Raw genomic sequence first — 25,861 nt, 5'->3', positions numbered from 1 at the left:
CAAAAACCAATCCCGATCGAAATCAACAGGTAGACATTTTGATGGAAAAGCCGTTTAATTCCTTCCGCACCATCAGGGAGTTAATCATTCTGCAGGGAAGACCTTACTGCACAAAACAATAAGGCTTTATCCAATGACCAGTAAGATCGACTCCGAATCGCTGCAGACTGAAACTCCGATCCAACAGTACTACTTTCGCGCACTTATCTGCTTTGCAGCCTCAGGCACCCTCGCCTCATTTGTTAATTGGAACAAACCAAACCCTGTATATATTGGCGTTATAGTGCTGTTACTGGCCTATGCCTATGGCACCTATTTTTTTACTCGGAAACAAATTCCAGAACTTGTTGCACGCAACAACCGCTGGCTCTCATACATAGATGCAGGACTTATCGGCATTGTATTAAGCCTCACCGACTTCAGTATTCTGCCCTGCGTCATGTTCTTAACAATGATTCAATTTAACGCATTAATCAGCGGCGGCATACGCAAACTACTGGAAGACAACACCGCTTTTGCGGCAGGTGTACTCATTAGTCTTTTTATACACAGCCCACAGCTAATTTTATCGGGCAATATCCAGATTAGCGCAGCCAGCCTTATTGGCGTCGCAACATATTTTTTGGTTTATGCTATTTATATGCATCAACGACTCCACAAACTAATGCTCAGCCAGAAGCAACTGGAGAATGAACAAAAATGGCACAAAATACGCGCTTATAAGTTATCCCGCTATTTACCACCAACCGTATGGCAAGCCATCAATCGCGGCGACGACAAACACCTACAAGCCGAGCGTAAACGAATTAGTGTGTTTTTCTCCGATATCAAAGACTTCAGCCAACTTTCGGAAGAAATCGAAGCAGAGGCATTGACCGAACTCCTCAATCATTACCTTACTGAAATGTCCAAAATTGTTGCCCATTTCGGCGGTACTATCGATAAATTTATGGGTGATGGGATAATGGTTTTGTTTGGTGATAGTGCAAGCAAAGGTGTTAAAGATGATGCGACACGTTGTGTCGCCATGGCAATTGCGATGAAAAAGCGCATTAAAGCCATGCAGGTGGAATGGTTTAATCAGGGGATTAAGAAACCACTGCAGGTGCGCATGGGCATCAATACCGGCTACTGCACAGTGGGCACCTTTGGTACATCAAATCATCTGGATTACACCGTACTCGGCACCCAAGTGAACCTGGCAAGCCGATTAGAATCAGCAGCAGAACCCGATGAAATTCTTATCTCACACGAAACCTGGTCACTGGTAAAAGACACCGTAATGTGTCGCGATAAAGGCGAAATAACCGTGAAAGGTTTTTCTATGCCCGTTAAGGTTTATCAAGTTGCTGATTTACGTAAAGAGATGGGCAAAAACCAAAGCTACTTCGAAGATCGGGCCGAAGGTTTTTCCATGTATCTGGATATGGATAAAGTGCGTAATTACGACAAACAAAAAGTTATTGAGACACTCGAAAAGGCAGCCAGTAGACTAAAAGACAAGGTAATTGTTTAATTCATAAACAGGACATGCTTGCGCATGCCCTGTTTTCCCCAACCATTAACCCACCAAAATTAGTACAACTACTGACGAACTAAACGCAACAGGTTTGGCTTCTCTTCTGCACTGCTAGAACGAAATGGATTAATATCCAAGCCACCGCGCCGTGTGTAACGCGCATAGACGGTTAAGGATTCCGGCTTGCAATAGGTTGCGATGTCATTAAAAATCCGCTCCACACAATGCTCATGAAAATCCTGATGTTCACGAAAAGAAATAATGTAACGCAGCAGATTTTCGTGCTCGATTTTCTTACCGCTATAACGCACAACAATACTGGCCCAATCCGGCTGCCCCGTCACGGGACAATTCGTTTTCAGCAAGTTACTAATCAGCGACTCACTCACCAGCTCCCCGGTAGTAACCAGCAATTCAGGCTTGGGATGATAGGCGTCCACAGTGACCGATAACTCATCGAGTAAAACCCCCTCTAACGTCGCCGCATTTAATAAATGAGCCGGTTGCGCCCGCCAATGGGAAATCTGCGACGGCAGCAATGGAAACAAATGCACACGTACCATGGTACCCGCTACAGCTGACAAATCCTTAACCAACAACTCTTCTACTTCCGCCGCACTTTGATAGCGAGTTTGATTGAGCGAATTTAGATACAACTTGAATGATTTGGACTCGATCATAAATTCGCTATCACAGGGAATAAAAAACTCCGCGACCGCGACAACAGGCTTACCTTGAGAGTCAAGCCAGGATAGCTCGTAACCAGTCCAGATATCTTCACCAAAAAAAGGCAGCGCGGCCCCTATTCCCAAAAGCTTGCGCGATTCCGCACGAGAAATAGGAAACAGCAACTGCGGCGAGTAAACCGATACATACTCAGTTTGCTGCCCAAGAGGATTAAGATTCATAAAATCACCTTGGAAATAGTTCAGGCACGCAAGCGTTTGCCATTTTTTAGTAAGTATAAGGCTACTGCAAATAATGTCACAACACACAGTGTCAAACCTGCAAATGCCATTCCCAAATGCACATCAGTAATACCCAACATTCCGTAGCGAAACGCATTCACCATATGCAAGATGGGATTAAATACCGACACTTGCTGCCAAAATTCAGGCAATAAATTGATGGAATAAAAAACACCACCAAAATAAGTAAGTGGCGTTAGGATAAAAGTAGGAACGATGGATATATCATCAAAGGTATTGGCATAGACTGCATTGATAAAACCTGCCAATGAAAACAATATCGACGTCATTAGCACAATAAACAAAGTGATAAACCAATGCTGCACTTGCAGCTCTGTAAAGCCAAGCGACATCAAGGTGACAATCAAGCCCACTGCCATGCCACGCGCAACACCACCCATCACGAAGCCCAACAAAATAATATAGTTGGGTGTAGGCGATACCAAAATTTCTTCTACACTACGCTGAAATTTTGCACTAAAAAAAGAAGAGGAAACATTTGCATAGGAGTTAGTAATTACCGCCATCATAATCAGGCCGGGCGCGACAAAATCGATATAACTAAAACCCGCCATATCGCCAATGCGACCACCAATTAATTTTCCAAAAATAACAAAATATAAAATCATGGTTATTGCGGGAGGCAATAAGGTTTGCACCCAAATACGAGTGAAACGCTTAACTTCTTTACGCAGGATTGTCATAAACGCAATCCACTGCTCATGTGCTGTCATGCTTACCCCTCTTTTACTACAGATTGTGCGGCATCTTTATTTGCATTAACCATGGAAACGAATAACTCCTCCAAGCGGTTAGCCTTATTGCGCATACTCACTATACGGAATTGTTGTGCAGTTAATTGTTCAAACACTGCATTGAGTGACTGCCCCTTTTCAACATCCACTTCAAATGAATGCTCGTCAATTTTTGCAACCCTATGACCATCAATCGTTGGCAGACCGTTCAAACTACCCTGCACATCGAAAATAAATACCTCTTTATTGAGCTGCTGCAGTAAATTTTTAACGCTGGTGTTTTGCACTATCATCCCTTGATCGATAATCGCTACATTGCGACAAAGACTTTCTGCCTCCTCCAAATAATGAGTAGTTAAAATAATCGTAGTCCCTGCCGCATTTATTTCACGCAAAAAATCCCACATGGAGCGGCGCAACTCGATATCAACCCCTGCAGTAGGCTCATCAAGTATCAATAGCTGCGGGCCATGTACCAAGGCACGTGCAATCATTAAACGGCGCTTCATCCCACCCGACAACATGCGCGCAGGTGTGTCGCGCTTATCCCACAAACTAAGTTGCTTCAAATAACGCTCTGTTTGCTCAAGCGCTTGGCTACGCCCCATGCCGTAATAACCAGCCTGCTGCAGAACAATGTCCTGCACCTTCTCGAACATACTAAAATTAAACTCCTGAGGAACAACGCCAAGATATTTTTTAGCAGCGGAGAAATCGGTATCGATATTTTTACCGAAAACCTCAACCGTACCGGCTGTTTTACGCACCAGTGAACTGATAATACCGATGGTGGTAGATTTACCCGCACCATTGGGGCCGAGCACCGCGAAAAAATCACCGGGAATTACATCCAGTGAAATACCTTTCAGTGCTTCGAACTTTTCGTTGTAAACTTTACGCAGATTTCTGATTGAGAGTGCCGGAGTCATAACCCCTCGCGGAAATAGTGGAAGATCAAAAAACCAAACCTCAACTTAAGGCTAAGTATGTCGATTTCAAGTTTCGAAGAGAACCAATACGATAAAGAGTATTACATATATCATTTGGACTTACTTAATGCGTTTACTGCGCAAATTAAACAGCTTCCCCCCTTTAACCTTGAAGAAGCTACTACAGATGACGCAGAGTTTTTAGCTGCACTCGATGATCTCGCCAACAATCCACATAACCCTGATTGGCTGGACAAGGGTCAACTACTGATGTACCGCGTTGTGGGCGCTTACCCTCACCTGATGCCATTCCTCTATCGCGACCTCCTATGGTTTTTTGGTGGAGACTGCCTACATTACATGCCAGACGAAGAGATAAGCATATTCCAACAATTGGATGAGTTACGCGAAATTGCAAAAAGTGAGCAGCAACCCTTTGATTACAAAGAGGCCCGAGCCAAACTCATGGGAATGCACTGAAAAATTAAGCGAACCAAATTTAACACAGGGACGTGAACAACTAATTCACCAAAGGATTTGATCAACAAATACAAATAAAAGGACAATCCAAAGAATTAATTATTGAGTATGAGACGTATAAATTTGTTGCAAGGAAAGGAATAGACTGGAACGAGGGTACAAACAAGAAAGACGCACATTCTAAACTTTAGAATTTCTGCTAGAGAAATTGGAGCGGGAAACGAGACTCGAACTCGCGACCCTAACCTTGGCAAGGTTATGCTCTACCAACTGAGCTATTCCCGCTAAATGTGGCGTCCCCTAGGGGACTCGAACCCCTGTTACCGCCGTGAAAGGGCGGTGTCCTAGGCCACTAGACGAAGGGGACATTTCAATTGCTATCGGGCGATAACAATAAAATACACTTCACTAACAGTTTAAAACTTTTGCTTAATTTCTATTGAACTTAACTTCCATATGGAAGTTGGAGCGGGAAACGAGACTCGAACTCGCGACCCTAACCTTGGCAAGGTTATGCTCTACCAACTGAGCTATTCCCGCTATATGGCGTCCCCTAGGGGACTCGAACCCCTGTTACCGCCGTGAAAGGGCGGTGTCCTAGGCCACTAGACGAAGGGGACCCCGGACCTTCCAACACTTTTGTTTTCTTTTTCAAGTTAACGTCTGCGTCAGAAGTGGGGCGCATTCTAGGGTCGGATGCAGCAGGTGTCAACACTTTTAATTCTTTTTTTATCATTGCGGAAACAAGCACTTAGCTCATCGCTTCAGGTTCACCTATTCAAATTCTGACGCCAATTTTATCGGTGCTATACTTGTTGCATAAGTTTGCCCAGCATTTAATCAATAAGGTTCTTAAACCATCATGTCTGCTTATGTAATCGCCGGAATTTTTGTTTTGCTGATTTTATTGGCAGGCTATTTATTTATCTCCCATTCAATAGAAAAGAAACGCATACAGCGGCAAAGACTGGTGACCGCTTTGCGCGCGCGCCGCAATTCATTTCGCGACCTGGCCACAGGATTTCCTCAAGGCTTTCTTTCCAATGACTTAACCGGCTTACTTTATCGCGCATTAATTGACTGCTGCGAACAACTCTCGCGCCTTGAACCTAATGACCCTACCCATGCCGAAAATCTAAGCCTTTACAGCAACTTACTGGCTGCACAAAAGGAAACCAGCGGCCAAAACAAGGTCAGGCTGGACAATCCCCAACAAATAAAAGAAGCCAATCACCTACTGCAAGAGCTGCACAAGTTTGTGCTGCAACAATCCGCGCTAAACCATATCAATCAGGTACAAACCGAGGCTTATACGGATCAAATCAATCGGCTAACGCTACAAATTACTGTGGATGGTCATGTATTTAACGCCCGCCAAGCACAACAAATTGGCAAAGTGCGGCTCGCAATCCATCACTACGGCCTCGCGCGTAAAGCACTGGCCGCGGGTAACGGCAGTCATTTGTTTGATAAACAAATCGCCCAGCTGGATGCTGTTATGTCCAAACTGGAAGAAAAGGCTGATGTTATTGGAGAAGCAGCCACCGCCAATGGAGCAACTGCCACTCCCAAACGGCAGGTAGATGACAGCACCAGCAGCAAAGAGTGGAAACAGTTTGAGGAAGAAAACGAAAAATGGAAAAAGAAATCCATTTACGATTAAACCCTACTGAACTCAGCCCCTCCACCCCAACTCTGCAATAAAAACGCAACATCCTCTGGCTGATAATTAAATCCAAAAAATTATTGTCAGTCAGACCGCCCCCTCCATAATATGCACCTCCTTTTTATACCCTGCCCCTGAGAATGTTTTTGATGTTAGATGTAACCCAGAGTGATGTATCGCTCACAATTAAGTCGCACGCCGAGGTGGTTCGCCCGTTAGTGGCGATGGGTGTGGGTAGTTTTGCGGTGGGAACCAGTGAATTTGTGATTATGGGGCTCCTGCCGGAAGTATCGGCAGACCTTGCCATTAGCATCCCCCAAGCAGGTCATACTATTAGCGCTTATGCGCTGGGTGTAGTGATAGGCGCTCCCATACTGGCGCTGCTCGGTGCACGGGTGTCGCGTCGTTTGATGCTAATTATTCTGATGGCGCTCTTCACCGCGGGAAACCTTGCCAGTGCATTCGCTGCCGATTATCAGTGGATGATGGCAATGCGCTTCATGAGTGGTTTACCACACGGCACTTATTTTGGTATCGCTGCGCTGGTTGCCGCCTCATTAGTTCCAGTGCACAAACGCGCCCAAGCGGTAGCTATGGCGATGCTGGGGCTGTCACTTGCGACATTAATTGGTGTACCGCTAGCTGCCGCACTGGGCCAATGGTTGGGGTGGCGTTTCGCATTTGTATTTGTGGCGCTAATAGCTCTGTTATCAGCGGTGATGATTTTTTACTGGCTACCCGTCATACCTCGGGATAAATCGGCAAGCCCACGGAGCGAACTGGCAGCCCTGGGCAATAAACAGGTTTGGCTGACGCTCGGAATCGGCGCCATAGGTTTTGGGGGGATGTTTGCCGTGTTCAGCTACGTCAAACCGAGCTTGATGGCGCTGGCGGGGCTCACCGAAGCGGGCGTGCCATTTATCTTGGCTCTGTTCGGCGCAGGCATGGTGGTAGGTAATATTGTGGGCTCCAAAATGGCCGACAAGGATTTGATGGGGTCTGTACGCGCAACCTTAATTTGGTCGGCGTTGGTACTGGGAGCCTTTGTGCTGACTGCCCATGTGCTGTGGATTGCCTGCATTAATGTATTTTTAGTCGGCACAGTGGTGGCAATTGGCCCCGCCCTGCAAATTCGCCTGATGGATGTTGCTGGCAAGGCACAAACCCTGGCAGCAGCACTTAATCACTCCGCATTTAACTTTGCCAACGCCATTGGTGCACTACTCGGTGGCTGGGCAATCGACTTGGGCCTTGGTTGGTCATCTACCGGCTGGGTGGGATTGATACTGTCCATCGCCGGTTTGGGTATTTACGCTCTAGCCAAAAAAGATTCCATCAAAAACGGTTAGGGTGAAATCAATTTTTCAACCAGTGCTACCGGCACGGGAATGACCGTGCCGTGACGCATGCGCACCGGAGTACCTTCATCGGGGAAGTGCATCTGATCTGATACATCTTCCCAGTTGATCATATCGCTTGAGCGCAAGGCGCCGTAACGATGCGTGGTATAAGCATCGTAATAGATCACCGCACTATCACCAATTTGTACCCCAGTTGGCCCCTCCACCCACAACCCTTCCTTGGTGATGGGGTCACTCAATGTTCCAAAAGGCCCCTGCAAACTGTTAGCGGAGGCGACCTGCAAATATTTTTTGGGCGGGAAACGGGTTTCATCTTTCACAATAAAATGCAATTTGCCATTGAAGCGCAAAAACGTCGCATCAATCACACTGAAACCTGGGTCGTAAAATAATTGGGTGGGAGTGAAGGTTAGAAAATCCTGCGTGGTAGTAACGTAAAGGCGATGATTGTAATTATCCTCAGACGCTCCATCTGTTGCCGGAAATTTACCCGGAATGGTCGATGACCAAAAAATCACAAAATTTTTGCTGACCTCGTCATAAATAATTTCTGGCGCCCAAGTATTACGCACACTGGGTTCATGGGCCATTACCGGAATTTCTTTTTGCGCTGTCCAATTTACAAAATCTTTGGTGGATGCATAACCAATATTGTTTTCATTCCAGCCCGATGTCCACACCATGTGATAAGTGCCATCCGGCCCCTGCGCCACACTTGGGTCACGCATCAACCTGGATTTGCCGATAGTTGGCCGCCAATGATTTTCTGCACGCGGAACTTTTTGCCAATGATAACCATCCCTACTCACCGCGAGATGTAAACCGTCCTCCCCATTTTTGGTGAAGTAAGTGAACAAGTATGCGGTTTTGCTTGATGTATTGTTTTCATCGATACCTGATACGCAGCCTGAAAGACTCGCGAGCAATCCAACAATCACTAACAGCCGATGCAATCCCGAAGTGAACATGGTCACTACCTCAAACAATTTGCAGAATAAAAAACGCCGGCAATTAAGCCGGCGAAACGACGACGACAACTTGGATATGTAGCATCCAAGGCCTAGCAAAAAACCTTAACCCAGCTGACACATTATGCGGCGGTATTGATTATCGACAATGCAGTAAAACAAGCATTTGCCCAGTTTTTATCCCCCAAAATAACCGGAGTGCGCTGATGTAACTGGGTTAATGGTGTGTCGAGGATTCGCCCTGCCTCGGTGTAACCACAACCACCGGCCGCCTCTACCAATAGCGCCATAGGAAACGCCTCATACAACAACCGCAACTTGGCTGACTGTGCAACATCGCGCGTATCACTTGGGTAAATAAAAACACCGCCGCGCGTGAGAATACGGTGCACGTCCCCCACCATCGCCCCCTGCCAGCGCATATTAAAACGGGTATTCGCAGGCTGGGGGGCGATCAAGCTGGTTAAATAATTCTGAAACGGTTTTGGCCAATAAAATAAATTCGCCATATTGGCGGAAAATTCACGCGTGCCCTGCTGAAAAACCATATCTTTTTTTGATGAAATAAATTCACCACTACTTTTATTGAGCGTGAATTCATGCACCACCGCTCCTGTAGATATTACCAATGTGGTGTAAGGCCCATAGAGCACATAACCCGCACAAAGCTGATCCCTACCGGTTTGAAAAAATTGCTCGTCGCTATGATCAGGCACATCATCCCGCGCCTTCAAAATAGTAAAAATTGTACCGATTTGGCCATTCACATCGATATTGCTACTACCATCGAGTGGATCAAATGCAACCAAATAAGGCGCACCGGAGCAAGCAAGCCGCGCATGTTCTTCCTCTTCGGAGGCGATTGCTCTTACCGAGCCGTGAGCAGTCAGTGCTTCAATTAATAAATCATTGGCGATTACATCCAATTTTTTTTGTACTTCGCCCTGCACATTTTCCGCGTCGGTTGCACCAAGCGTATTACCCAAGGCACCGTGACCAACTTGTTCAGCAATGTGGTGACAGGTGGATAAAATTACCGCAACCAGATCAATTAATTCCGGAGCCGCATTTTCTTGCGCCAATAATGTTTTAAACGAAATCATTAGTTTGCCTTGTAGCGTCCAACACAATTTAATTGCACAAAAGACTCGGTTAAACGAGCGACCATTGCCTGCTCTGCACTACGCAACCATACACGCGGGTCATAGAATTTTTTGTTGGGTGCATCCGGGCCTTTGTCATTGCCTAATTGACTGTGCAAACAATTGGGATTGGTGCGATAAAAATTCAACACGCCCTGCCAAAAAGCCCATTGGGTATCGGTATCGATATTCATTTTTACCACACCGTAGTCAATCGCTTCTGCAATATCGCGCGGGGCAGATCCGGAGCCGCCATGAAATACAAAATCCAGTGCATTTTTTGCCAAGCCAAATTCTTTACTAACAAAAGCTTGTGAATCTTTCAAAATCGTTGGCTTTAATTGCACATTACCGGGGTTATAAACACCGTGTACATTGCCAAAGGAAGCGGCGATGGTAAATTTTTTACTGATGGATGCCAGTTGCTGATAGGCGTAAGCCACATCCGCTGGCTGAGTGTAAAGCGCCGATTTATCCATGTGGCTATTATCAACACCATCTTCTTCGCCACCGGTACAACCCAATTCAATTTCCAGCCCCATACCCATGGGCGCCATTTTTTCCAGATAGCGTGCACTAATGGCAATATTTTCAATGAGAGACTCTTCCGACAAGTCAATCATGTGTGAGCTGAATAAAGGTTTGCCAGTCTGTTCGAGATGGCGTTTACCCGCGACTAACAATCCATCAATCCAGGGTAATAATTTTTTGGCTGCATGATCGGTATGCAACACCACTGGCACTTCATAGTAAGCCGCCACCTCATGCACATACTTTGCTGCCGCGACTGCCCCCAACACCGCCGTATCTTGCCCGGAGAGCTTGAGCCCCTTACCGGCAAAAAACGTAGCGCCACCGTGAGACAACTGAATAATAACCGGCGAACCCACATTGCGTGCCGCTTCGAGTGCAGCATTGATGGAATTGGTACCAATGACATTTACGGCGGGTATGGCGTAGTTATTTGCCTTGGCATCGGCATAGACCGTTTGTAAATCACTACCAGTAACAACACCGGGTTGGACAAGTTTTCGCAAGCTAATCATGATTTTGTTCATTACTCCTGTTGCAATACGATCATATTAATTCTTTTTCAATTAATTTCAATCACAAACAACAACAAAAAGTAGTTTTTCGATCACATAAGATCAAAAAATGAATGGGCTTAGTCGAAACATGACCAGCGCACCAACTCTCCACTACAAAATAATGATTCCCCTTGATATAACTCACTGAACGGCTATGGTCAGACAGTAGTAAACATCAGGATTAAAGAGGCACATGCGATGAAAGCAGTCAGAATTCATGCCTATGGCGGGCAAGAGGTATTAACACTGGAAGATGCGCCCATGCCGCAACCAGGAGAAAAGGATGTACTGGTACGCGTAGTAGCCAGTGCAATAAATCCGGTGGATTGGAAAATTCGCGCCGGTTACTTGAAAGACATGCTGCCCTACTCATTTCCGCTTATTTTGGGGTGGGATATTTCAGGTGTGATAGAGGCCGTGGGTAGTGGTGTTACAAAATTTAAACCGGGTGACGCGGTTTATTCACGCCCCAATATTTTACGCGATGGTGGTTATGCCGAATTTATTGCGATTGATGAAAATGAAGTCGCACTCAAACCTAAAACCATTACTCATGCAAGTGCCGCCTCACTGCCACTGGCCGGTATTACCGCATGGGATGTATTAGTTAAAACGGCAGCCATCAAAGCTGGCGACCGCGTACTCATTCACGCGGGTTCCGGCGGTGTAGGCTCACTGGCAGTGCAACTGGCCAAGGCATTTGGCGCTCATGTGGTAGCCACTACTTCCACAAAAAATATTCCGCTAGTGAAATCCCTTGGCGCCGATCAGGTTATCGATTATCGCACCCAGGAATTCGACCATGTGGTCCACGGCATGGACATAGTGTTTGACACTATTGGCGGCGAAGTGCAGGAAAAATCCTGGGCTTCACTCAAAGAAGGTGGCATTTTAGTTTCAGTAGTGAGCCCGCCCGCAGCAGAAAAAGCAGCAGCACATTCCGCACGCGGCGCATTTGTATTTATTCAACCCGACGCCGCGGTTTTAACAGAATTGGCAGCGCTGGTTGACGCCGGAAAAATTCGCCCGATTATTGCCGCCGAGTTTGCACTGGAAGATATTGTAAAAGCCCATGCACTAAGTGAATCCGGCCGCGCCGATGGAAAAATTGTTTTGCATATCGGCAAACCCTGATCTGCTTAGCCAATAAGCACGCTAACCCACAAACAAAAAGAGCGCCGCATTGGCGCTCTTTTTTTTGTATCAGCTAATGGCTTAGATAATACCCGAGCCAGTCGCTTTAGGATCGCGCGGACGAACCGGCGCCATCGCATTGCGGTAGTTAGCCGCACGGTAGGTTTTGAGTGGATTAATCGCTGCCCCTTTACGATAGCGCGCCATCGCAAGGATAGGCGCCACATCAAAGTTAAAGGCGCGTTTTAATTCGCCCGAGGCCATGATCGCATCGTTAGCGTCCTGATAGCCGTAAAGCGCTTCGCGGTTCACCAACAATGCTTTGATATAAGAGCGTTGCACTTCAATCGCCGAGGTCACCAAACTTTCAATTGGGTCGGTTACATTATGCGATTGATCGAGCATATAAGCCGGATTAAATTCGGATTCTTTGCGATGCTCAGCGTCCACCAATTCATTAAAAATCAGGAATTGTTGGTAGGGCTGCAATGAACCTGAATCCAAATCGTCATCGCCGTATTTACTGTCGTTAAAATGAAAGCCGCCCAATTTTTTAAATTGGATCAAACGCGCCACAATCATTTCAATATTGGTATTGGGCGCATGGTGCCCCAAATCCACCAGCGATTTACATTTTGGCCCCAAGTGCATGGCAGCCAGAATGCTGCTGCCCCAATCCTGAATCACGGTGGAGTAAAACGCTGGCTCAAACATTTTGTGTTCAAGGTGCATTTCCCAATCCGCTGGCAGGCCTTTATAAATTTGTTCGGCACTGGCCAGGTAGCGCTCAAACGCGCGCTGGAAATGTTGCTGGCCTGGGTGGTTGGAGCCATCGCCCACCCACACAGTTAAACTTTTAGCGCCGAGTTGTTGGCCGTAGCGGATGCAATCCAGATTGTGTTGGATGGCTAAATCGCGCGAGGCTTTTTCAGTGTTGCTCAGGCTCCCGTATTTATAAGAGATCGCTTGGCCGGGTTGATCCTGAAAGGTATTGGAATTAACCGATACCCATTTCAAACCGTAAGCATCGGCATGTTGTTTTAATTCCGCAAAATCATCCACTTTATCCCAAGGAAAATGCGGCGAAATGCTGTCGGTACAACCGGATAATTCGTTAATCACCGCGCAGTCTTCCACTTTTTCAAAAATATTGCGCGGCTCGCCCTGACCGGGAAAGCGAGCGAAGCGAGTGCCGCCGGTGCCAGTTCCCCAGGAGGGTACAGCGATTTGAAAGGCTTCTGCCGCTTTGGTGATGGCTTCTATATCGATACCATCGCGACTGATTTTTTCACCCAGCGCATTAAAATCCGTTTGCAGAAATGCAAATTCTTTTTCATTTTGCTCGTGTAATACAGCTGAATCTATGCGTCTCATGATTATTGTCTCTTAACGTAAGAAGGCTTCGTGCAAACCACCATCAACACTGATGACCTGACCGGTGGTTTTGCTGAGTTGACCGGAGATTAACAGGAAAGCGGCTTCGGCTTGATCGTCCGGGGTGATTGGTTTTTTGGTGAGTGTGCGCTGGGCATAAAACTCTGCCAATTTGCTGCGCAGCGCTTCAGTACTTTCACTCTCATCAAACGCAATATCGTATTTTGCCAGCGATGAAATCACCCGGTCGCGCGGGAACATATTGCTGCCCTGCACTACCGTCGCTGGTGCCAGCGCATTCACATTCACGAGCGGCGCGAGGGTTACGGCCAACTCGCGCACCAAGTGGTTAGCAGCTGCTTTGCTGGTGTCGTAGGCGAGTGAACCTTTTTTGGAAACCGCTGCATTCACACTGGTGGTTAATACCAGTGAGCCGGGCAATTTTTGTTTGGCCCAAATAGTTTGCGCCTCTGATGCCACTACATAACCGCCCTTCACATTCACACCAAAACTCAAATCAAAAATCTTGTCGTTTTGATTCATGTCGGCGCCTTCGGCGATAAACACACCGGCGGTAACAATCACATTATCAATACCACCGTAAGCGAGAATTACCTGGGTAAACATTTCCTGTACGGTTTCGCGTTTGGTAATGTCCACTGCCAGCGCAATAGCGGGGCCGCAACTGGAAATACCCGTACCGGCCACACCGATACCCTGGCCATAAATTTTGGTGAGTTCAGCAGCGGTTTGTTCGGCGGCTTCCAAACGTAAATCCGCACAAACGACGTGCGCGCCCTCTTTGGCAACACGGTGTGCAACTGCTTTACCAATACCATCGCCCGCGCCAATCACAACCACCACATTGCGCGCTTGATTTGCCTCTTTGGGCATACGCTGCAATTTCGCTTCTTCTAACGCCCAGTATTCAATATCAAAGGCTTCTTGCACCGGCAGTGCCGTGTATTCAGAAATCGCTTCTGCGCCGCGCATGACTTCAATCGCGCAATTATAAAATTCAGCGGTCACGCGCGATTCGGATTTGTTTTTGCCCCAGGCAATCATGCCCACGCCGGGGATTAATACGACGGTGGGGCTTGGGTCGCGCATCGCCGGAGAATCAGCACGTTTGCACGCTTCATAATAAGCCGCATAATCCGCGCGATATTTTTCCAAACCGATTTTGAAGCGGCTGATCAAGGTTTCCAAACTGTCGTTCTGCGGATCAAACTCAACATAAAGCGGTTTGATTTTAGTGCGCAGGAAATGGTCCGGACAGGAAGTGCCTAATTCAGCAAGGCGCGGTGCATCCACACTGTTAACAAAACGCAAGGTGGTTTCATCAGTTTGCACTGTACCGATAAATTTTACTTTTTCAGAAATCAAACCGCGTGCTACCGGCAAAAACTCGCGCAGTAATTCAGTGCGCGCGGCATCGCTCAGGCTTTGGTACTTTTGACCACCAAAAGTGTTAGCGCCTTTATCGTGTTGTTCGATATAACGCGCGGCAGTTTCAATCACCCAGAGCGAGGTGTCGTAACAGGTTTTGCTCTCGGAGGCCCAGTTGGTGTGGCCGTGTTGACCGAGCAAAATTCCCCAAATATCCGGATTTTTAGCGTAGGTTTCTTCACAAACTTTCGCTGCTTCCCAACCAGGGCGCATCCAGGGTACATAGGCCAGCTTACCGCCCCAAATTTCCTGGGTAAGTTTTTCCTGATCTTTACAGGAGGCTACCGAAATCACCGCATTGGGGTGCAAATGGTCAACGTGTTTTTCCGCAATCATGGAGTGCAGCGGGGTATCAATGGATGACGCACGCGGATTCAAACAAAAATTGCAATGAGTGAACATTCCTACCATGCGGTCTTCACCGGCAGATTTGTAACCCTTGTCGGCATAGTTTTGGTAGACCTTGTCCAGCGCTTGCAACTTGCCGCTGTACAACGAAGAGAAATTTTCTTTTTTGGAGGTGCGCAAATCGCCACCGGAACCCTTCACCCACAACACTTCTACTTTCTCGCCAGTGAGCGGGTCTTTTTCAATCAATTTGGCCGAGGTATTGCCACCACCGGTATTGGTGATGCGCTGGTCTTCGCCCAACTTATTGGAGCGATACACCAGGTTTTCTACCGGATCCAGCTTGTCGGCAACTGCATCATCCCAGAGGTAATTGACGTGTTTATATTCATCTGGCTGGTAAGACATGGATGATTCCTATGATTTATAGTGGATACAACTGATTGCTTTGTTGCTATGCAATTAACAATGCAGTCAATATAACCACATACGGAAGCATTTACAATCATTTTCAATCATAATTAATCCTCAAAGTCTGATTTCGATCACATTGACATAACAGCAGGGGAAATCGGAACCGGCGTCACAACATAGGCACAACTCATACCAGGCAAATCACCCGGAACAACACGGCACATCAACCACAGAAACAAAGTATAGAGGGAAGAAAAAAGAAAGCAGCGAGAAAATAGCGAAGGGTAAACTGGATAGAAAAAAGGCAAACGGCGGAGGGGAAGATTGGCGTGCAATGAAATTAAAAAAAATTGTCAGGCCACAATGAACCTGACAACCCATTACAAGAATATTAAAACTGCAGTAAAAAATTTAACCCAAGCACAACAAGTCGCGCATTAATCGCAGGCATCAACCACAATAACCTGAATACCCTGACGCTCAAAATGCTCCAGCGTAGCCTTGTTTGCATTGCTATCGGTAATCACTACATCCACACCCGAAAGTGGGCTAAAAATTAAATTGCCTTTAACACCAATTTTGGTGCTGTCCGCGAGCACAATTAATTTATCTGCACGCTTACGTAATTTTTGCTCCGCCAAAATCAGCAGCGGATCAGTCTCCATCACCCCTACTTCGCTAATGCCCGGGCAGCCCATAAACATCTTGCTACCGTGGTAATTTTGCGTAGTGTCATTTTCAAAGGAGCTGAGAATAATACTCTGCTTGCGATAAACCTCACCACCCGGCAGGGTAATTTGATTTTGGCTGGACTCCAACAATTCGTGTGCCAATACAAACGAATTAGTGAGAATATTCATACGGCGATCTTGCAAAAATTCCGCCATCATAAAGGTAGAAGAACCACCATTGATAATGACCGATTCGCCATCCTCACACAGCTCTACCGCGCGCTTGGCAATCATGCGTTTGGTATCGACATTTTTTTCTTTATCAACCCAAAAGGATTTGCCGGATATTTTTGCCGTGGGCACTACTTTGGATTGAATAACTTCTGCACCACCGCGAATTTTTTTAATTTTTCCCGATGCGGCCAATTTATTTAAATCACGGCGAATAGTCGCCTCGGAGGAATTGAGTTGATCACAGAGGGCACGGACACTGGCAAATTGTGCCTCTTCCAAAAAATCCAAAATAAGTTGTTGACGCTGCTTCTCCAGCATATGCCTTGCCCCGAAAAATGATGATGAATACCCAGAACCGATTTGTTTAGTAGCTAGTGTTATAAGCTGTCAAGCGATGATACTGAGATAACCAATCATAATCAATCAAATAACATAGTATTTGATTGATTGCGGGGGAAATTGGTGATTATTGGGTAATTAGTGCATACCAATGGGTGCGATATTCCCACAGGCCGTTGAATTGGGCAGGCGCGCAGGCCTCCAACACCAGATTAGCGGAGGGTGATTGACTAGCGGCCGCTGAACCGTCAATACGGGTCAGTAACAATGCGCCCTGTACAGTACCGGTATCGTCGGCAGATAAGTACACCGGCTGCTCGCTGCGCAACTGCGCCACCAACTGGCACAGCAGCGGGTTTTTAAGAAACGCACCTTCAATATAAATCGCACCACTGGCCTGTAAATCATTCAGGCGCTGATCAATCATTAATGCACAGTAAAGAGTAGCAATAGCACCGGCAGAGGGTGCGGGCAGCGGGCACTGCAGCTTAGGTTCAAGCCCGCCATAAGGGCCATTGCCACTGCTAAAATCCGGCGTGACCATCCACAGATTATCCAGTGCACCTTGTATATCCTGCTGCGTTACCGGAGTTTTGATATCCCCCCCCAAACGCTGGCAAATTGCATCGTATTCACGCCCGCCCATAAAACGGGCGCAGGCAATCGGGTCACCATAGACATCACAATTGGCCAGAGTGTCGCGACGGCGATGCAAGCTGCTAAGGTCGCCCCGAGCTTGCATCAGGATTGTCCAGGTACCGGTGGATACCACGGTAAAACTGGCCGCTTCGGTGCGGTTGGCACACAAATAACGCAGGTAGCTGGCATTACTATCATGCAGGCCGACATAGACCTTGCAATCTGCCCTTAAGCCCATGCTCTCTGCAACGAGAGGGCGGATAGTGCCCAAGGTTTCCCAAGCCGATTGCAGCGGTGGCATCAACCCCTGCCAATGGCATTTTTCTACCAGCGACGAATAGTGATGCGCGCGCGGTGCCCATAAATCCGTATGGCAACCAAGCGATGTCACCTCCCCTGCCAATTGGCCGGTTAAGCGCCAGCCCCAATATTGTGGGTACATCAATAAGTGTGTCGCTGTTGCAAATGGCCCGGGGAATTGCTGCTGTAGCCAAAAAATCTGCCGCCCCAAATTCAACCCTGCAGGCAAATCGGGCGAGAGAGTTTCGGCAAAATCCGGGCGCAGCGAGTGGTAGGCCGAATCACAATCATTGATGCCCGCATATTCATAATCCAATACCGGAAGAGCTAAGCCATCTGCCAGTGAAAGCTTGCTGTTAACCAGTGCCGCCGTAGCGCCGTGGGTTGTCACAACCAGGGCACTAATTTCGTGAACGCGCGGGTAATTCACCAACGTTTGTTCCAGCCAGTGCCAAATACCCGCGACATCGGCATGGGGGTATGGCGCAGTCTCTATCGGCATATTTCTACGGGAATAGCTGTCACAAAGCTGATCGGAACTGTCCACCAGCTGCAGTTTAACGTTGGTTTTACCTATATCGAGGACAGCTTTCATAGTGATGATTCTGTAATTCAGGCTATATCAGGGTAAGTGCGACCAATCATAGCGACAAGACAATCTTTTGCAAGCAAAATTAATCACTTTCAATCTTTTGTGGTCAGATGTAGACTCTAACACAGCGCCCGAAAACTCCAGGTCGCCACTCAATAACAAAAACTATCCATACATCGTCAACCTTCGGCATGGTCGTAACAGGAACCCAGGTCATATGAACAAGCGCGAAAAAATTATTATCGGCAATTGGAAACTCAATGGCAGCAAGCAACTTATGCAAGACACGCTAGTGGAGTTGGGGCAAGCCATCAACCCGCATCATGCTGCAAATAACTTTACGCTGGCGATTTGTTCACCCAGTATTTACGTGGGTGAAATGATTCAACTCGCCATGCAAATCAGCAATAAATTATTGATCGGCTGCAAAAATATTAATACTGACCCGCACACGTTTACTGGCGAACTCTCCGCACACACCGCCAAAGCAATGGGCTGCAAACTCTGCCTCGTAGGGCATGCCGAGCGGCGCACGGCGCTCAACGAAGGCAACTACAGTTATCACATTAAAGTGAAACAATTATTGGCCGCAGGTGTTTCCCCCGCACTGTGTATTGGTGAAACGTTGGAGGAAAAATTAGCCGGTAAAACCTACACGGTTCTGCACCAACAAATAACCCAAGCCCTTGCAGGTATTACCCTGGGCGATAACACACCGCTTTACATTGTTTACGAACCCGCATATGCGATTAGCAGTAGCCAGGCATTGACACCGGTGTTTGCACAGGCAGTTCATGCCGATATTCGCCGTTTGCTGAGTGATATTCTTGGTGCAACACAGGCCAATAAAATTGCCATTATTTATGGGGGCAGTGTCAATCACGACAACGCATTAAACCTCATCGCCCAGCCCGATGTAGATGGGCTATTAATTGGTTGCGCCAATTCAAACCTGCAGCACTTCCGCGCTATTTGTAATAAGGTTTTTTCACTGGCACCGGTATTTAATTACGCCACCGAACGCAAGGACTACGAAAACTACATGGATGCCAGTTAATTAATAGCTGAATAAAAACTGCATTATTCTTCCGGCAAACCTAAATAACTTGCTGGTAAACCATCAATATCGACAACTATTTTATCCAGCACTACACCGGCATCCACAGCATAAACCTGTAAGGTTTGTGTGCCGGTTTGTGAGGCTGTTGTTACCTCCATGTTGCCGCTCACTACACGTGTAGCATTAAGTACACCCTGTGCCCATTCAGTACTGCCATCGTTTACATCCAGTTCCACCAATTGCGCAGGGCGATTATTGAGCGCCACCGCAAAACGTAATTTATTGCCACTTAATGGATGAGTGGGAATTAAATAAAAATGCAGGGTCACTGTACCAGTCTTGGGAAAGTTGACGTCGTATTCCAAACGCGGCGCTTGCTGTGGCAACTTATCAATATTGCTCGCGGGTGCAGTCACCGGGTAAAGCGCTACTGCACCTTTTCCGGTGCGCCCCAGCCCTGCAACTACTTGCCAACCAGTACCAGAGCGATCCAGTTTGCGGCTAAAGTTTTCAGCTTCCAGTGCAAATGAGTAACGCGGTTTTTGTGTTTTTGCTGATGTAACTGATTCGGTATTGGCGGTGTGATGAGGAGGCGCCTTCGGCATTTCCCACGGGGCGATACGGTATTTATCCCATTCGCTGCTGGCGGGTTCCACCGCCATAAAATGTTTCCATTTGCCATCCACCAACCAGTTACTCCACAGCGCAGTTTCTTCATTCAGCTGTGCATCCGCCGCCAAAGCGGCCGTTTTATTGCCGCGTTCGCCTTGCAGAAAGCGAATATTCGCCAGCGCAGAGCCATTGATCGGGTAACTTACTAATTGAAAAAACGCATATTGCTTTGCATCACTTATTTTTTTACGCAGCTGTTCAGTGCGCAAACGCAGTTGCTGAAATGCCTCTATACGCTCACTGCGCTCTGTTGCATTTAAATCGCTCAACCGCGGTGAGCTACGCGGCAACCACCACTGCAAATGCTCAGGTTTGCGCTGGTAGTTGAGTTGATAGTAGTCGCGCATTAAACCCGCAATCTCTGTTGCGTATTTATCGCCAAATTCGCGCGCCGCCCATGTGCGTAAAAAATCTTGCTGGTTATGTAATTGCCAACGATTGATATCCCACGCCATTTGCAAAAATAATTCGGTACCTATTTCCGCCGGTTTTAAATCGCCCACATTAGCGATCCAGATACGGTCGGCACCCATGGCATAGGACTTATGCATTTCCTGCCAAATTAATGCAGGTGGTGTGGTGTTCAACCAAAGATACGCCATAGGCGCCCCCAAATAGGAGAGATGGTAATAAACCCCAAATCCGCCTGCACGATTACGCTCTTCGGCATTGGAAAAATTGCGCATGTAACCAAAATTATCGTCCGGCCAGACGATAGTAATATCGTCCGGCACGTGTAAACCCTGGCGATATAAACCCAATACTTCTTTGTAGGCGCAAAACATTTGCGGTACTTGCTCAACTGGTTGCTGCGTGTATTTTTTTATGAGTGTCCGCTGATCAGTAAATATTTTCTGCAGCAGCTCAATGCGCTCCGCATCGTTTCTGGGGCCCTGCATGTAGGAGTCATGAATACCGCGCATACCCATAGTGTAGATATTTTCAAACTTGCCATTGGTTTGCATCCGCGCTTCCCAATAACCCTGCACCTGTGTGCGATGAGACAGATAATTGTAGTGTTCTTGCGGCAACTTCCACTCTCCCACGTTGTTGCGCAGCATGGGTTCGGCATGGGATGACCCCATCACAATCGCATAGTCGTCAGCGAGCTGTGCATGTTGTGGAAAATCATTGAAGGGTTTGGTCACCGGGTGCATTGCTGGCCAGAGCGTATTCGCTTTCAAGCGCAACATTAATTCAAACATTTTTTCATAGGTTTTTGGCCCTATAACACCGTTTTCCGGTTCAAAGGTTTTTGCCGCCCACTGATGAATACCCCAACCTTCATCGTTAATAAAAATACCTCGATATTTTACGGAAGGCGGCCCGAACTGACGCATTCCCGCACTTACATAAAGTGCAGGCTTTTTCTCTGGTACCACATCTGCCCACCAATACCAGGGCGACACACCAATTGCCTGTGAAAGCTCATAAACCCCATAGGCGGTGCCACGCCTATCGCTACCCACAATCACCAGTGCGCGTTTCATTCCTGCATGAGGCTGCTCAACAACAGTGATAAGAAAACTTTCCCACTTGCCGCGCAACTCGCTCACATCCAACTTGCCAGTCGCCGCCAAATTATCGATAAACGGGCTACGCCCCAAAGTGCCGATAAATACCGCCGGGGTTTTTAAATCCTGTAATGCATTTTGGTTTGTGCTTACTATGAGCGGTTTGTGGCCAGTAACCCTGTTGATATCTTGCGCCAAATCCTGTGCGGCAATCTCCACCACCTTAAAATCTTCTGCTGCCACCACAATGGGCGCTGGTTTTTTCTTTGCAACCAAAGGGAAATCGCCACTGTGCGCGCGGCTATCAACCCAGTTAAATTTTGTTTGCGCCTGTGCCTGCGCGGTGATTGCAACCAGAAGAAAATACAATAGCCCAATACTGAGCAACAGTCTTTTATACAACATGGTGAGGCGACCTGATTGTTAACACGGAAACATTATTGTCGTGTGCTGCCAGGCAGCAGCGACACATAAGTAGGATTATTGCGTTGTGCGACTAACCAACCATCAACATACTGCAATTCCACCACCTGGATTGAACTGCGTTTGACATCCAATGCCGGCTCTTTCTCATAAACACTCTCAGCATTTACTCCGGGGTGCACAAAATAATAAAGAAATGCGCGCTCGCCACTCACAATCACCTCGGGGTGATGGCCGCCATTTTGATCGTCAACACCTGTGCCGGGAATATCCAATAAATTACTGCTTTGGCGCTGCCAATTGAGCGCATCGCTTGATTTATAAACTCCCAAACCGATATTGCCGAGCAAATCATTGATCAACCAGTAATGTCCTTTCCAATAAAAAGCGAGCGGTGCTTCACCGCGATCATTGGGTAAATTGGCAGAACCTTTATCTTCCCAGTGATAAAGATCTTTACTGTCGGCATAAAATGTTTTTTTACCGGCTAGTTCATCGTTGTACCACAAGCGCCAGCGGCCATCGGGCAATTGCAATACACTGGCATCAATCACTCTGTCACTGGTTAATGGCAAGGTGCTTTGGTAAGCCCAATTTTTTAAATCAGCGCTGGTGAGGTGAACAATAGTGCGCGGGTGATTCCAATCCTCAAATACACCCGGAACTATGGTGAGGTACATGTGATAAATACCTTCATGCTCAAGTACGGCAGGTGCCCAGTAGGTCGCAGTTTCAACGTCGCTAGTGCCGGGAATATCCTTAGGAAAATTGACTGTGCCGCGATAAGACCAGTTCGCTCCATCAACAGATTCCGCAATTCCAATCGGGGTACCGTGTACCCAGCTAACGTTCGTTAGGCCGGGCACATTCGCACGACGATTGGTATAAAACATCAACCATTTTTTTTCAGCTGTACTAAAAATAATGGAAGGATCTGCAGCACCATCGAACACAGGGTCGCGATAAAGCGGTTTGAGGGCGAGCGCACCGATTTGCTGGTTCTGGTTTAGCGATGCAACATCCGCACAGCCAGACAAAAAGAGTGAAAAAAGAATAATTAAATAGCGCATTATTGTTATTGGCCTGTGCAGTGGAAAATGATTAAAAGCGAATCCCCCCTTTGAAAAAAGGGGGGATTTAAATTACTCAAAATGAAACACCTGCTCCAGCGATTCCACTACCGGGCTGTTGTCAGGATTGGTTTCCATAATATCTGCCATAAACGCCCACCATTTTTTTACCGCCACCGTCGCTGGTAAATTATCCATCGTGTGATTATCTGTGCGTTTTAATACTGCAAATAACTTTAGCGATTGCGGATGCAAATAAATAGAGTAATCAGAAATGCCGGCGTTTTTTAATTCAACGGCTAAGTCTGGCCACAGTTCGTCGTGACGTTTTTTATATTCCGCTTCAAAGCCGGGTTTTAAGGTCATTACAAAAGCGATTTTTTCCATTGTATCTTCTCACTTGTCTTTTGAATTTACACACTAACTACCCGCCACTCATAGGCACCCAATTGCAACTGCGTAGTTGCAACAATCTGCCCTGTAATAGCATCACGCGTATTCGCTGGAATATTCACTGTCCCACCTACACCATCCATATTAATAATCACCCATAAATGTTTGCCTTGTTTGTCTACACGTGGGCAGACAACCGTCCCCTGCGTCGCGACAAAGGGCGTGGCGATATTTAATGCTTGTGCATAACCTTGAATTAAATTTTTGATAAATACTTTGCCTTCATCGCCGGTGGGATGTGCCGATAGCAACACAACTTTGCCTTTCCCCAAACGGCGCTCAGTTAAAAATGCAGTGCCAGGAACCAGCGGTGAGTTGAGTGTGCCCAGCACTTTGGTATCGCTAGTTGCCGCCGTGACTGCAGCGCACCAACCGGTGAAATTAAGGGTTTTATCGCCAGCGGTACCGGTAATGCCGGTTGCTGTGAGCGGAAATACATATTGGGTTTCCACGCCAGCCACCGCATCCAAAAGCCCCATGCCACTGTCGGTATGCACTGTGTGTTCGCGGGTGCGGGTACCAGTGCCAGGTGCAATCAACCACACGCCCCCCGCTTTTACAAAAGCGATTACCCGCTGCAAAAATTCTTCGCTCACATAAGGCATAGCGGGAGTAATTAATAACTTCAGCCCTTCCAGAGTTGCGCCTTCAAAACGCACATCGCGGTGGTAACCTTGCTCGAATAACAAACCATGCCACAGCTGTACCAGGCCGCCGTAGGTTTCCGGAAAACCAGGCTCTTTATCCATCGCTTCGGTTTCAATCATGGCGCGCGCATGGTCAGACCAGGTCACTGCAATTTCTGGCACCAGCGGTTTACTCGCTATCATTAACGGCTCTAACTGTTTGCGCGCAGCCTCCACTTGTTTTACTTGTGCGTACCCGGTGGTGGGCTTAAACCAACTGCTCATCACCGCGCTGTGGCTAATTTCCGCACCGCTGCGCTGCTGGCGCCAGAGCCAATAATTAACGCCCTCCCCGCCCAAACCATAAACTAAAACGGCTTCGGCTTTTAAAAAACCGTCCGGATGCATGGCACTGTGATTACCAAGCCAACCGTTGTGACTCACGCTGGTTTCCATTAACCAAAACGGACGGCCTGGTTTTGCGGCGCGGTACATATCGCTGCGAAATACCAGTGCCTGCCATTCTTTGCTGGAGGGATAAGCATCGTATGCGGCGAAATCCAGATTTTTAAACAGGCGCTCATGGCTGACATTAAATGCGGGGTTGGTATTGTGAGTAATGGGCGCTTTGGAATATTGGCGAATAATGTCGCACTGGAGATCGGAAAACTCCGCAATACTTTCGCGATTAAATAATCTATACGCCGTGCTTAATGACGCATTGTGCAAAAACGGTGTTTTTAACGGCGCAGGTACTTGCTCAAAAGATTGATAGTGAGTGCTCCACATATGGGTGCCCCAGTCTTCATTTAAGCGCTCAATAGTGACATAGCGTTTTTGCAACCATTTATGCCAGGCCGCAATCGCGGCCGGACTAAAATCCTCAGCGACATGGCACTTCAATTCATTGTCAATTTGCCAGGCAATAATGGCCGGGTGATCGCCCAGATTTTTTGCAATCGCTTCCACTATACGAAAACAGGCTTTGCGCACTGCCGGATGCTCATAACTCACATGTTGACGCGCACCGTGAATTAAACGCTCACCGTCTGCGTTCACAAATAAACGATCCGGATGACCGTGGGTTAACCACACCGGCGGTGTTGGCGTGGGAGTACAAAACACCACGGCGATATCAGCAGCGTGAAATTTATCCATCACCTCACGCATAAATTGGGTCGATATTTTTCCTTCGCGGGGCTCCAGTGTGGACCAAGTAAATTCACCGATACGAATGACATTAATGCCCAACTTTTTCATCTCGGCAATATCGCGCGCTATATCCTCCACCGGCCAAAGCTCGGGGTAATAACAGACACCGTGCCAAAGTTTGTTCATGGTGTAGTCAACACTGCTTACAGCAGTTGCACCGGCCGCCGCTGTTGCACTGAGGTAGGGAGCCGCTGCAGTAAGGCTGGCAGCGGAGGCCATGAATTTCATGGCATCACGTCGAGTGGTATTCATTGTTATCTCTCGTTTTAATTATCTGGTTTATCCTATATTACGTGAAAAGCAGTCATTTCCGACAAGTATTCTTCTAATGAATGCGCATTATTGATTGATTATGACTATTTTGTATCGAATTTTTATTGACCAATCATGACACTTGGTTATTATCACCCCTAAAAATAACAGCAGAGTTAAGCTCCAATGATCATTAATCAGCCACTTGT

The 25,861-nt window shown here is 47.2% G+C and carries 20 protein-coding genes and 4 tRNA genes; 6 read left to right on the top strand and 18 right to left on the bottom strand.

The annotated features are described in order from the left end of the window. The first annotated feature begins 133 nt into the window (after nt 1-133). Nucleotides 134-1,516 (top strand): adenylate/guanylate cyclase domain-containing protein, encoded by a 1,383-nt coding sequence (locus D0B88_RS10345; protein WP_151056975.1) that lies wholly within the window; start codon nt 134-136, stop codon nt 1,514-1,516. A 68-nt stretch (nt 1,517-1,584) separates the two neighbouring features. Here D0B88_RS10345 and queF read toward each other — a convergent pair whose 3' ends face one another. From queF to D0B88_RS10330, 3 genes are read right to left on the bottom strand one after another with little or no spacing between them, the layout of a single operon-like run. Beyond that, nucleotides 1,585-2,427 (bottom strand): NADPH-dependent 7-cyano-7-deazaguanine reductase QueF, encoded by an 843-nt coding sequence (gene queF, locus D0B88_RS10340; protein ID WP_151056973.1) that lies wholly within the window; start codon nt 2,425-2,427, stop codon nt 1,585-1,587. Nucleotides 2,428-2,447: 20 nt separating this feature from the next. Next, on the bottom strand, nt 2,448-3,221 hold the full coding sequence (locus D0B88_RS10335; RefSeq protein WP_151056971.1) for an ABC transporter permease: 774 nt from the start codon (nt 3,219-3,221) through the stop codon (nt 2,448-2,450). 2 nt (nt 3,222-3,223) lie between these two features. Then, complete coding sequence (locus tag D0B88_RS10330) at nt 3,224-4,171, bottom strand: ABC transporter ATP-binding protein (protein ID WP_151056969.1); 948 nt, start codon at nt 4,169-4,171, stop codon at nt 3,224-3,226. Between the two features lie 57 nt (nt 4,172-4,228). Here D0B88_RS10330 and D0B88_RS10325 point away from each other — a divergent pair, with 57 nt between their 5' ends. Continuing rightward, complete coding sequence (locus tag D0B88_RS10325) at nt 4,229-4,651, top strand: PA2817 family protein (RefSeq protein WP_225318323.1); 423 nt, start codon at nt 4,229-4,231, stop codon at nt 4,649-4,651. 209 nt (nt 4,652-4,860) lie between these two features. Here the strand turns inward: D0B88_RS10325 and D0B88_RS10320 are convergent. From D0B88_RS10320 to D0B88_RS10305, 4 genes are all read right to left on the bottom strand, one after another. Next, nucleotides 4,861-4,936 (bottom strand) — tRNA-Gly (locus D0B88_RS10320). Between the two features lie 6 nt (nt 4,937-4,942). Then, nucleotides 4,943-5,018, bottom strand: a tRNA-Glu gene (locus tag D0B88_RS10315). A 97-nt stretch (nt 5,019-5,115) separates the two neighbouring features. Then, nucleotides 5,116-5,191, bottom strand: a tRNA-Gly gene (locus D0B88_RS10310). Between the two features lie 4 nt (nt 5,192-5,195). Then, a tRNA-Glu gene (locus D0B88_RS10305) sits at nt 5,196-5,271 on the bottom strand. A 242-nt stretch (nt 5,272-5,513) separates the two neighbouring features. Here D0B88_RS10305 and D0B88_RS10300 point away from each other — a divergent pair. Beyond that, a complete protein-coding gene (locus D0B88_RS10300; protein ID WP_151056967.1) occupies nt 5,514-6,314 on the top strand; it encodes a hypothetical protein in 801 nt (266 codons plus the stop codon). A gap of 152 nt (nt 6,315-6,466) precedes the next feature. After that, nucleotides 6,467-7,666 (top strand): MFS transporter, encoded by a 1,200-nt coding sequence (locus D0B88_RS10295; RefSeq protein WP_225318322.1) that lies wholly within the window; start codon nt 6,467-6,469, stop codon nt 7,664-7,666. Here D0B88_RS10295 and D0B88_RS10290 read toward each other — a convergent pair. The 3 genes from D0B88_RS10290 to fbaA form a co-directional block, all read right to left on the bottom strand. Then, a complete protein-coding gene (locus D0B88_RS10290; protein ID WP_225318321.1) occupies nt 7,663-8,646 on the bottom strand; it encodes a glycosyl hydrolase in 984 nt (327 codons plus the stop codon). The genes D0B88_RS10295 and D0B88_RS10290 overlap by 4 nt on opposite strands. A gap of 122 nt (nt 8,647-8,768) precedes the next feature. After that, nucleotides 8,769-9,749 (bottom strand): class 1 fructose-bisphosphatase, encoded by a 981-nt coding sequence (locus tag D0B88_RS10285; protein WP_151056961.1) that lies wholly within the window; start codon nt 9,747-9,749, stop codon nt 8,769-8,771. Next, nucleotides 9,749-10,834: a class II fructose-bisphosphate aldolase gene (gene fbaA / locus D0B88_RS10280; RefSeq protein ID WP_151056959.1), complete on the bottom strand. Its 1,086-nt coding sequence runs from the start codon at nt 10,832-10,834 to the stop codon at nt 9,749-9,751. The genes D0B88_RS10285 and fbaA overlap by 1 nt, the downstream gene beginning before the upstream one ends. A gap of 240 nt (nt 10,835-11,074) precedes the next feature. On the opposite strand from fbaA, the gene D0B88_RS10275 reads away from it, so the two are divergent. Beyond that, nucleotides 11,075-12,010 carry an NADP-dependent oxidoreductase gene (locus D0B88_RS10275; protein ID WP_094985619.1) on the top strand — a complete coding sequence of 312 codons (936 nt, stop codon included), beginning with the start codon at nt 11,075-11,077 and terminating at the stop codon, nt 12,008-12,010. Nucleotides 12,011-12,091: 81 nt separating this feature from the next. Here the strand turns inward: D0B88_RS10275 and rhaI are convergent, their stop codons facing one another. The 4 genes from rhaI to D0B88_RS10255 all read right to left on the bottom strand — a co-directional run bounded on the left by rhaI (nt 12,092) and on the right by D0B88_RS10255 (nt 18,373). Then, nucleotides 12,092-13,384: an L-rhamnose catabolism isomerase gene (gene rhaI / locus D0B88_RS10270; RefSeq protein ID WP_225318320.1), complete on the bottom strand. Its 1,293-nt coding sequence runs from the start codon at nt 13,382-13,384 to the stop codon at nt 12,092-12,094. A 12-nt stretch (nt 13,385-13,396) separates the two neighbouring features. After that, nucleotides 13,397-15,589 carry a bifunctional rhamnulose-1-phosphate aldolase/short-chain dehydrogenase gene (locus tag D0B88_RS10265; protein WP_151056956.1) on the bottom strand — a complete coding sequence of 731 codons (2,193 nt, stop codon included), beginning with the start codon at nt 15,587-15,589 and terminating at the stop codon, nt 13,397-13,399. Between the two features lie 443 nt (nt 15,590-16,032). After that, on the bottom strand, nt 16,033-16,818 hold the full coding sequence (locus D0B88_RS10260; protein WP_007642591.1) for a DeoR/GlpR family DNA-binding transcription regulator: 786 nt from the start codon (nt 16,816-16,818) through the stop codon (nt 16,033-16,035). Between the two features lie 148 nt (nt 16,819-16,966). Further along, nucleotides 16,967-18,373: an FGGY-family carbohydrate kinase gene (locus D0B88_RS10255; protein WP_151056954.1), complete on the bottom strand. Its 1,407-nt coding sequence runs from the start codon at nt 18,371-18,373 to the stop codon at nt 16,967-16,969. A gap of 214 nt (nt 18,374-18,587) precedes the next feature. Between D0B88_RS10255 and D0B88_RS10250 the strand changes: the two genes are divergently transcribed. Further along, complete coding sequence (locus D0B88_RS10250) at nt 18,588-19,427, top strand: triose-phosphate isomerase family protein (RefSeq protein WP_151056952.1); 840 nt, start codon at nt 18,588-18,590, stop codon at nt 19,425-19,427. A gap of 23 nt (nt 19,428-19,450) precedes the next feature. Here the strand turns inward: D0B88_RS10250 and D0B88_RS10245 are convergent, their stop codons facing one another. The 4 genes from D0B88_RS10245 to D0B88_RS10230 form a co-directional block, all read right to left on the bottom strand. Beyond that, nucleotides 19,451-22,021: a glycosyl hydrolase 115 family protein gene (locus D0B88_RS10245; protein ID WP_151056950.1), complete on the bottom strand. Its 2,571-nt coding sequence runs from the start codon at nt 22,019-22,021 to the stop codon at nt 19,451-19,453. 32 nt (nt 22,022-22,053) lie between these two features. After that, complete coding sequence (locus D0B88_RS10240; RefSeq protein ID WP_151056948.1) at nt 22,054-23,109, bottom strand: family 43 glycosylhydrolase; 1,056 nt, start codon at nt 23,107-23,109, stop codon at nt 22,054-22,056. 72 nt (nt 23,110-23,181) lie between these two features. Continuing rightward, nucleotides 23,182-23,496, bottom strand: coding sequence for an L-rhamnose mutarotase (gene rhaM, locus D0B88_RS10235; protein ID WP_151056946.1), 315 nt, complete (start codon nt 23,494-23,496; stop codon nt 23,182-23,184). Nucleotides 23,497-23,522: 26 nt separating this feature from the next. After that, nucleotides 23,523-25,652 (bottom strand): beta-galactosidase, encoded by a 2,130-nt coding sequence (locus D0B88_RS10230; RefSeq protein WP_151056944.1) that lies wholly within the window; start codon nt 25,650-25,652, stop codon nt 23,523-23,525. Between the last annotated feature and the right edge of the window lie 209 nt (nt 25,653-25,861).

Source organism: Cellvibrio sp. KY-YJ-3 (assembly GCF_008806955.1).
Classification (GTDB): Bacteria; Pseudomonadota; Gammaproteobacteria; order Pseudomonadales; family Cellvibrionaceae; genus Cellvibrio.
The sequence above is the reverse complement of the archived record's forward strand: the minus strand, read 5'-3'. Positions and strand labels throughout refer to the sequence as shown.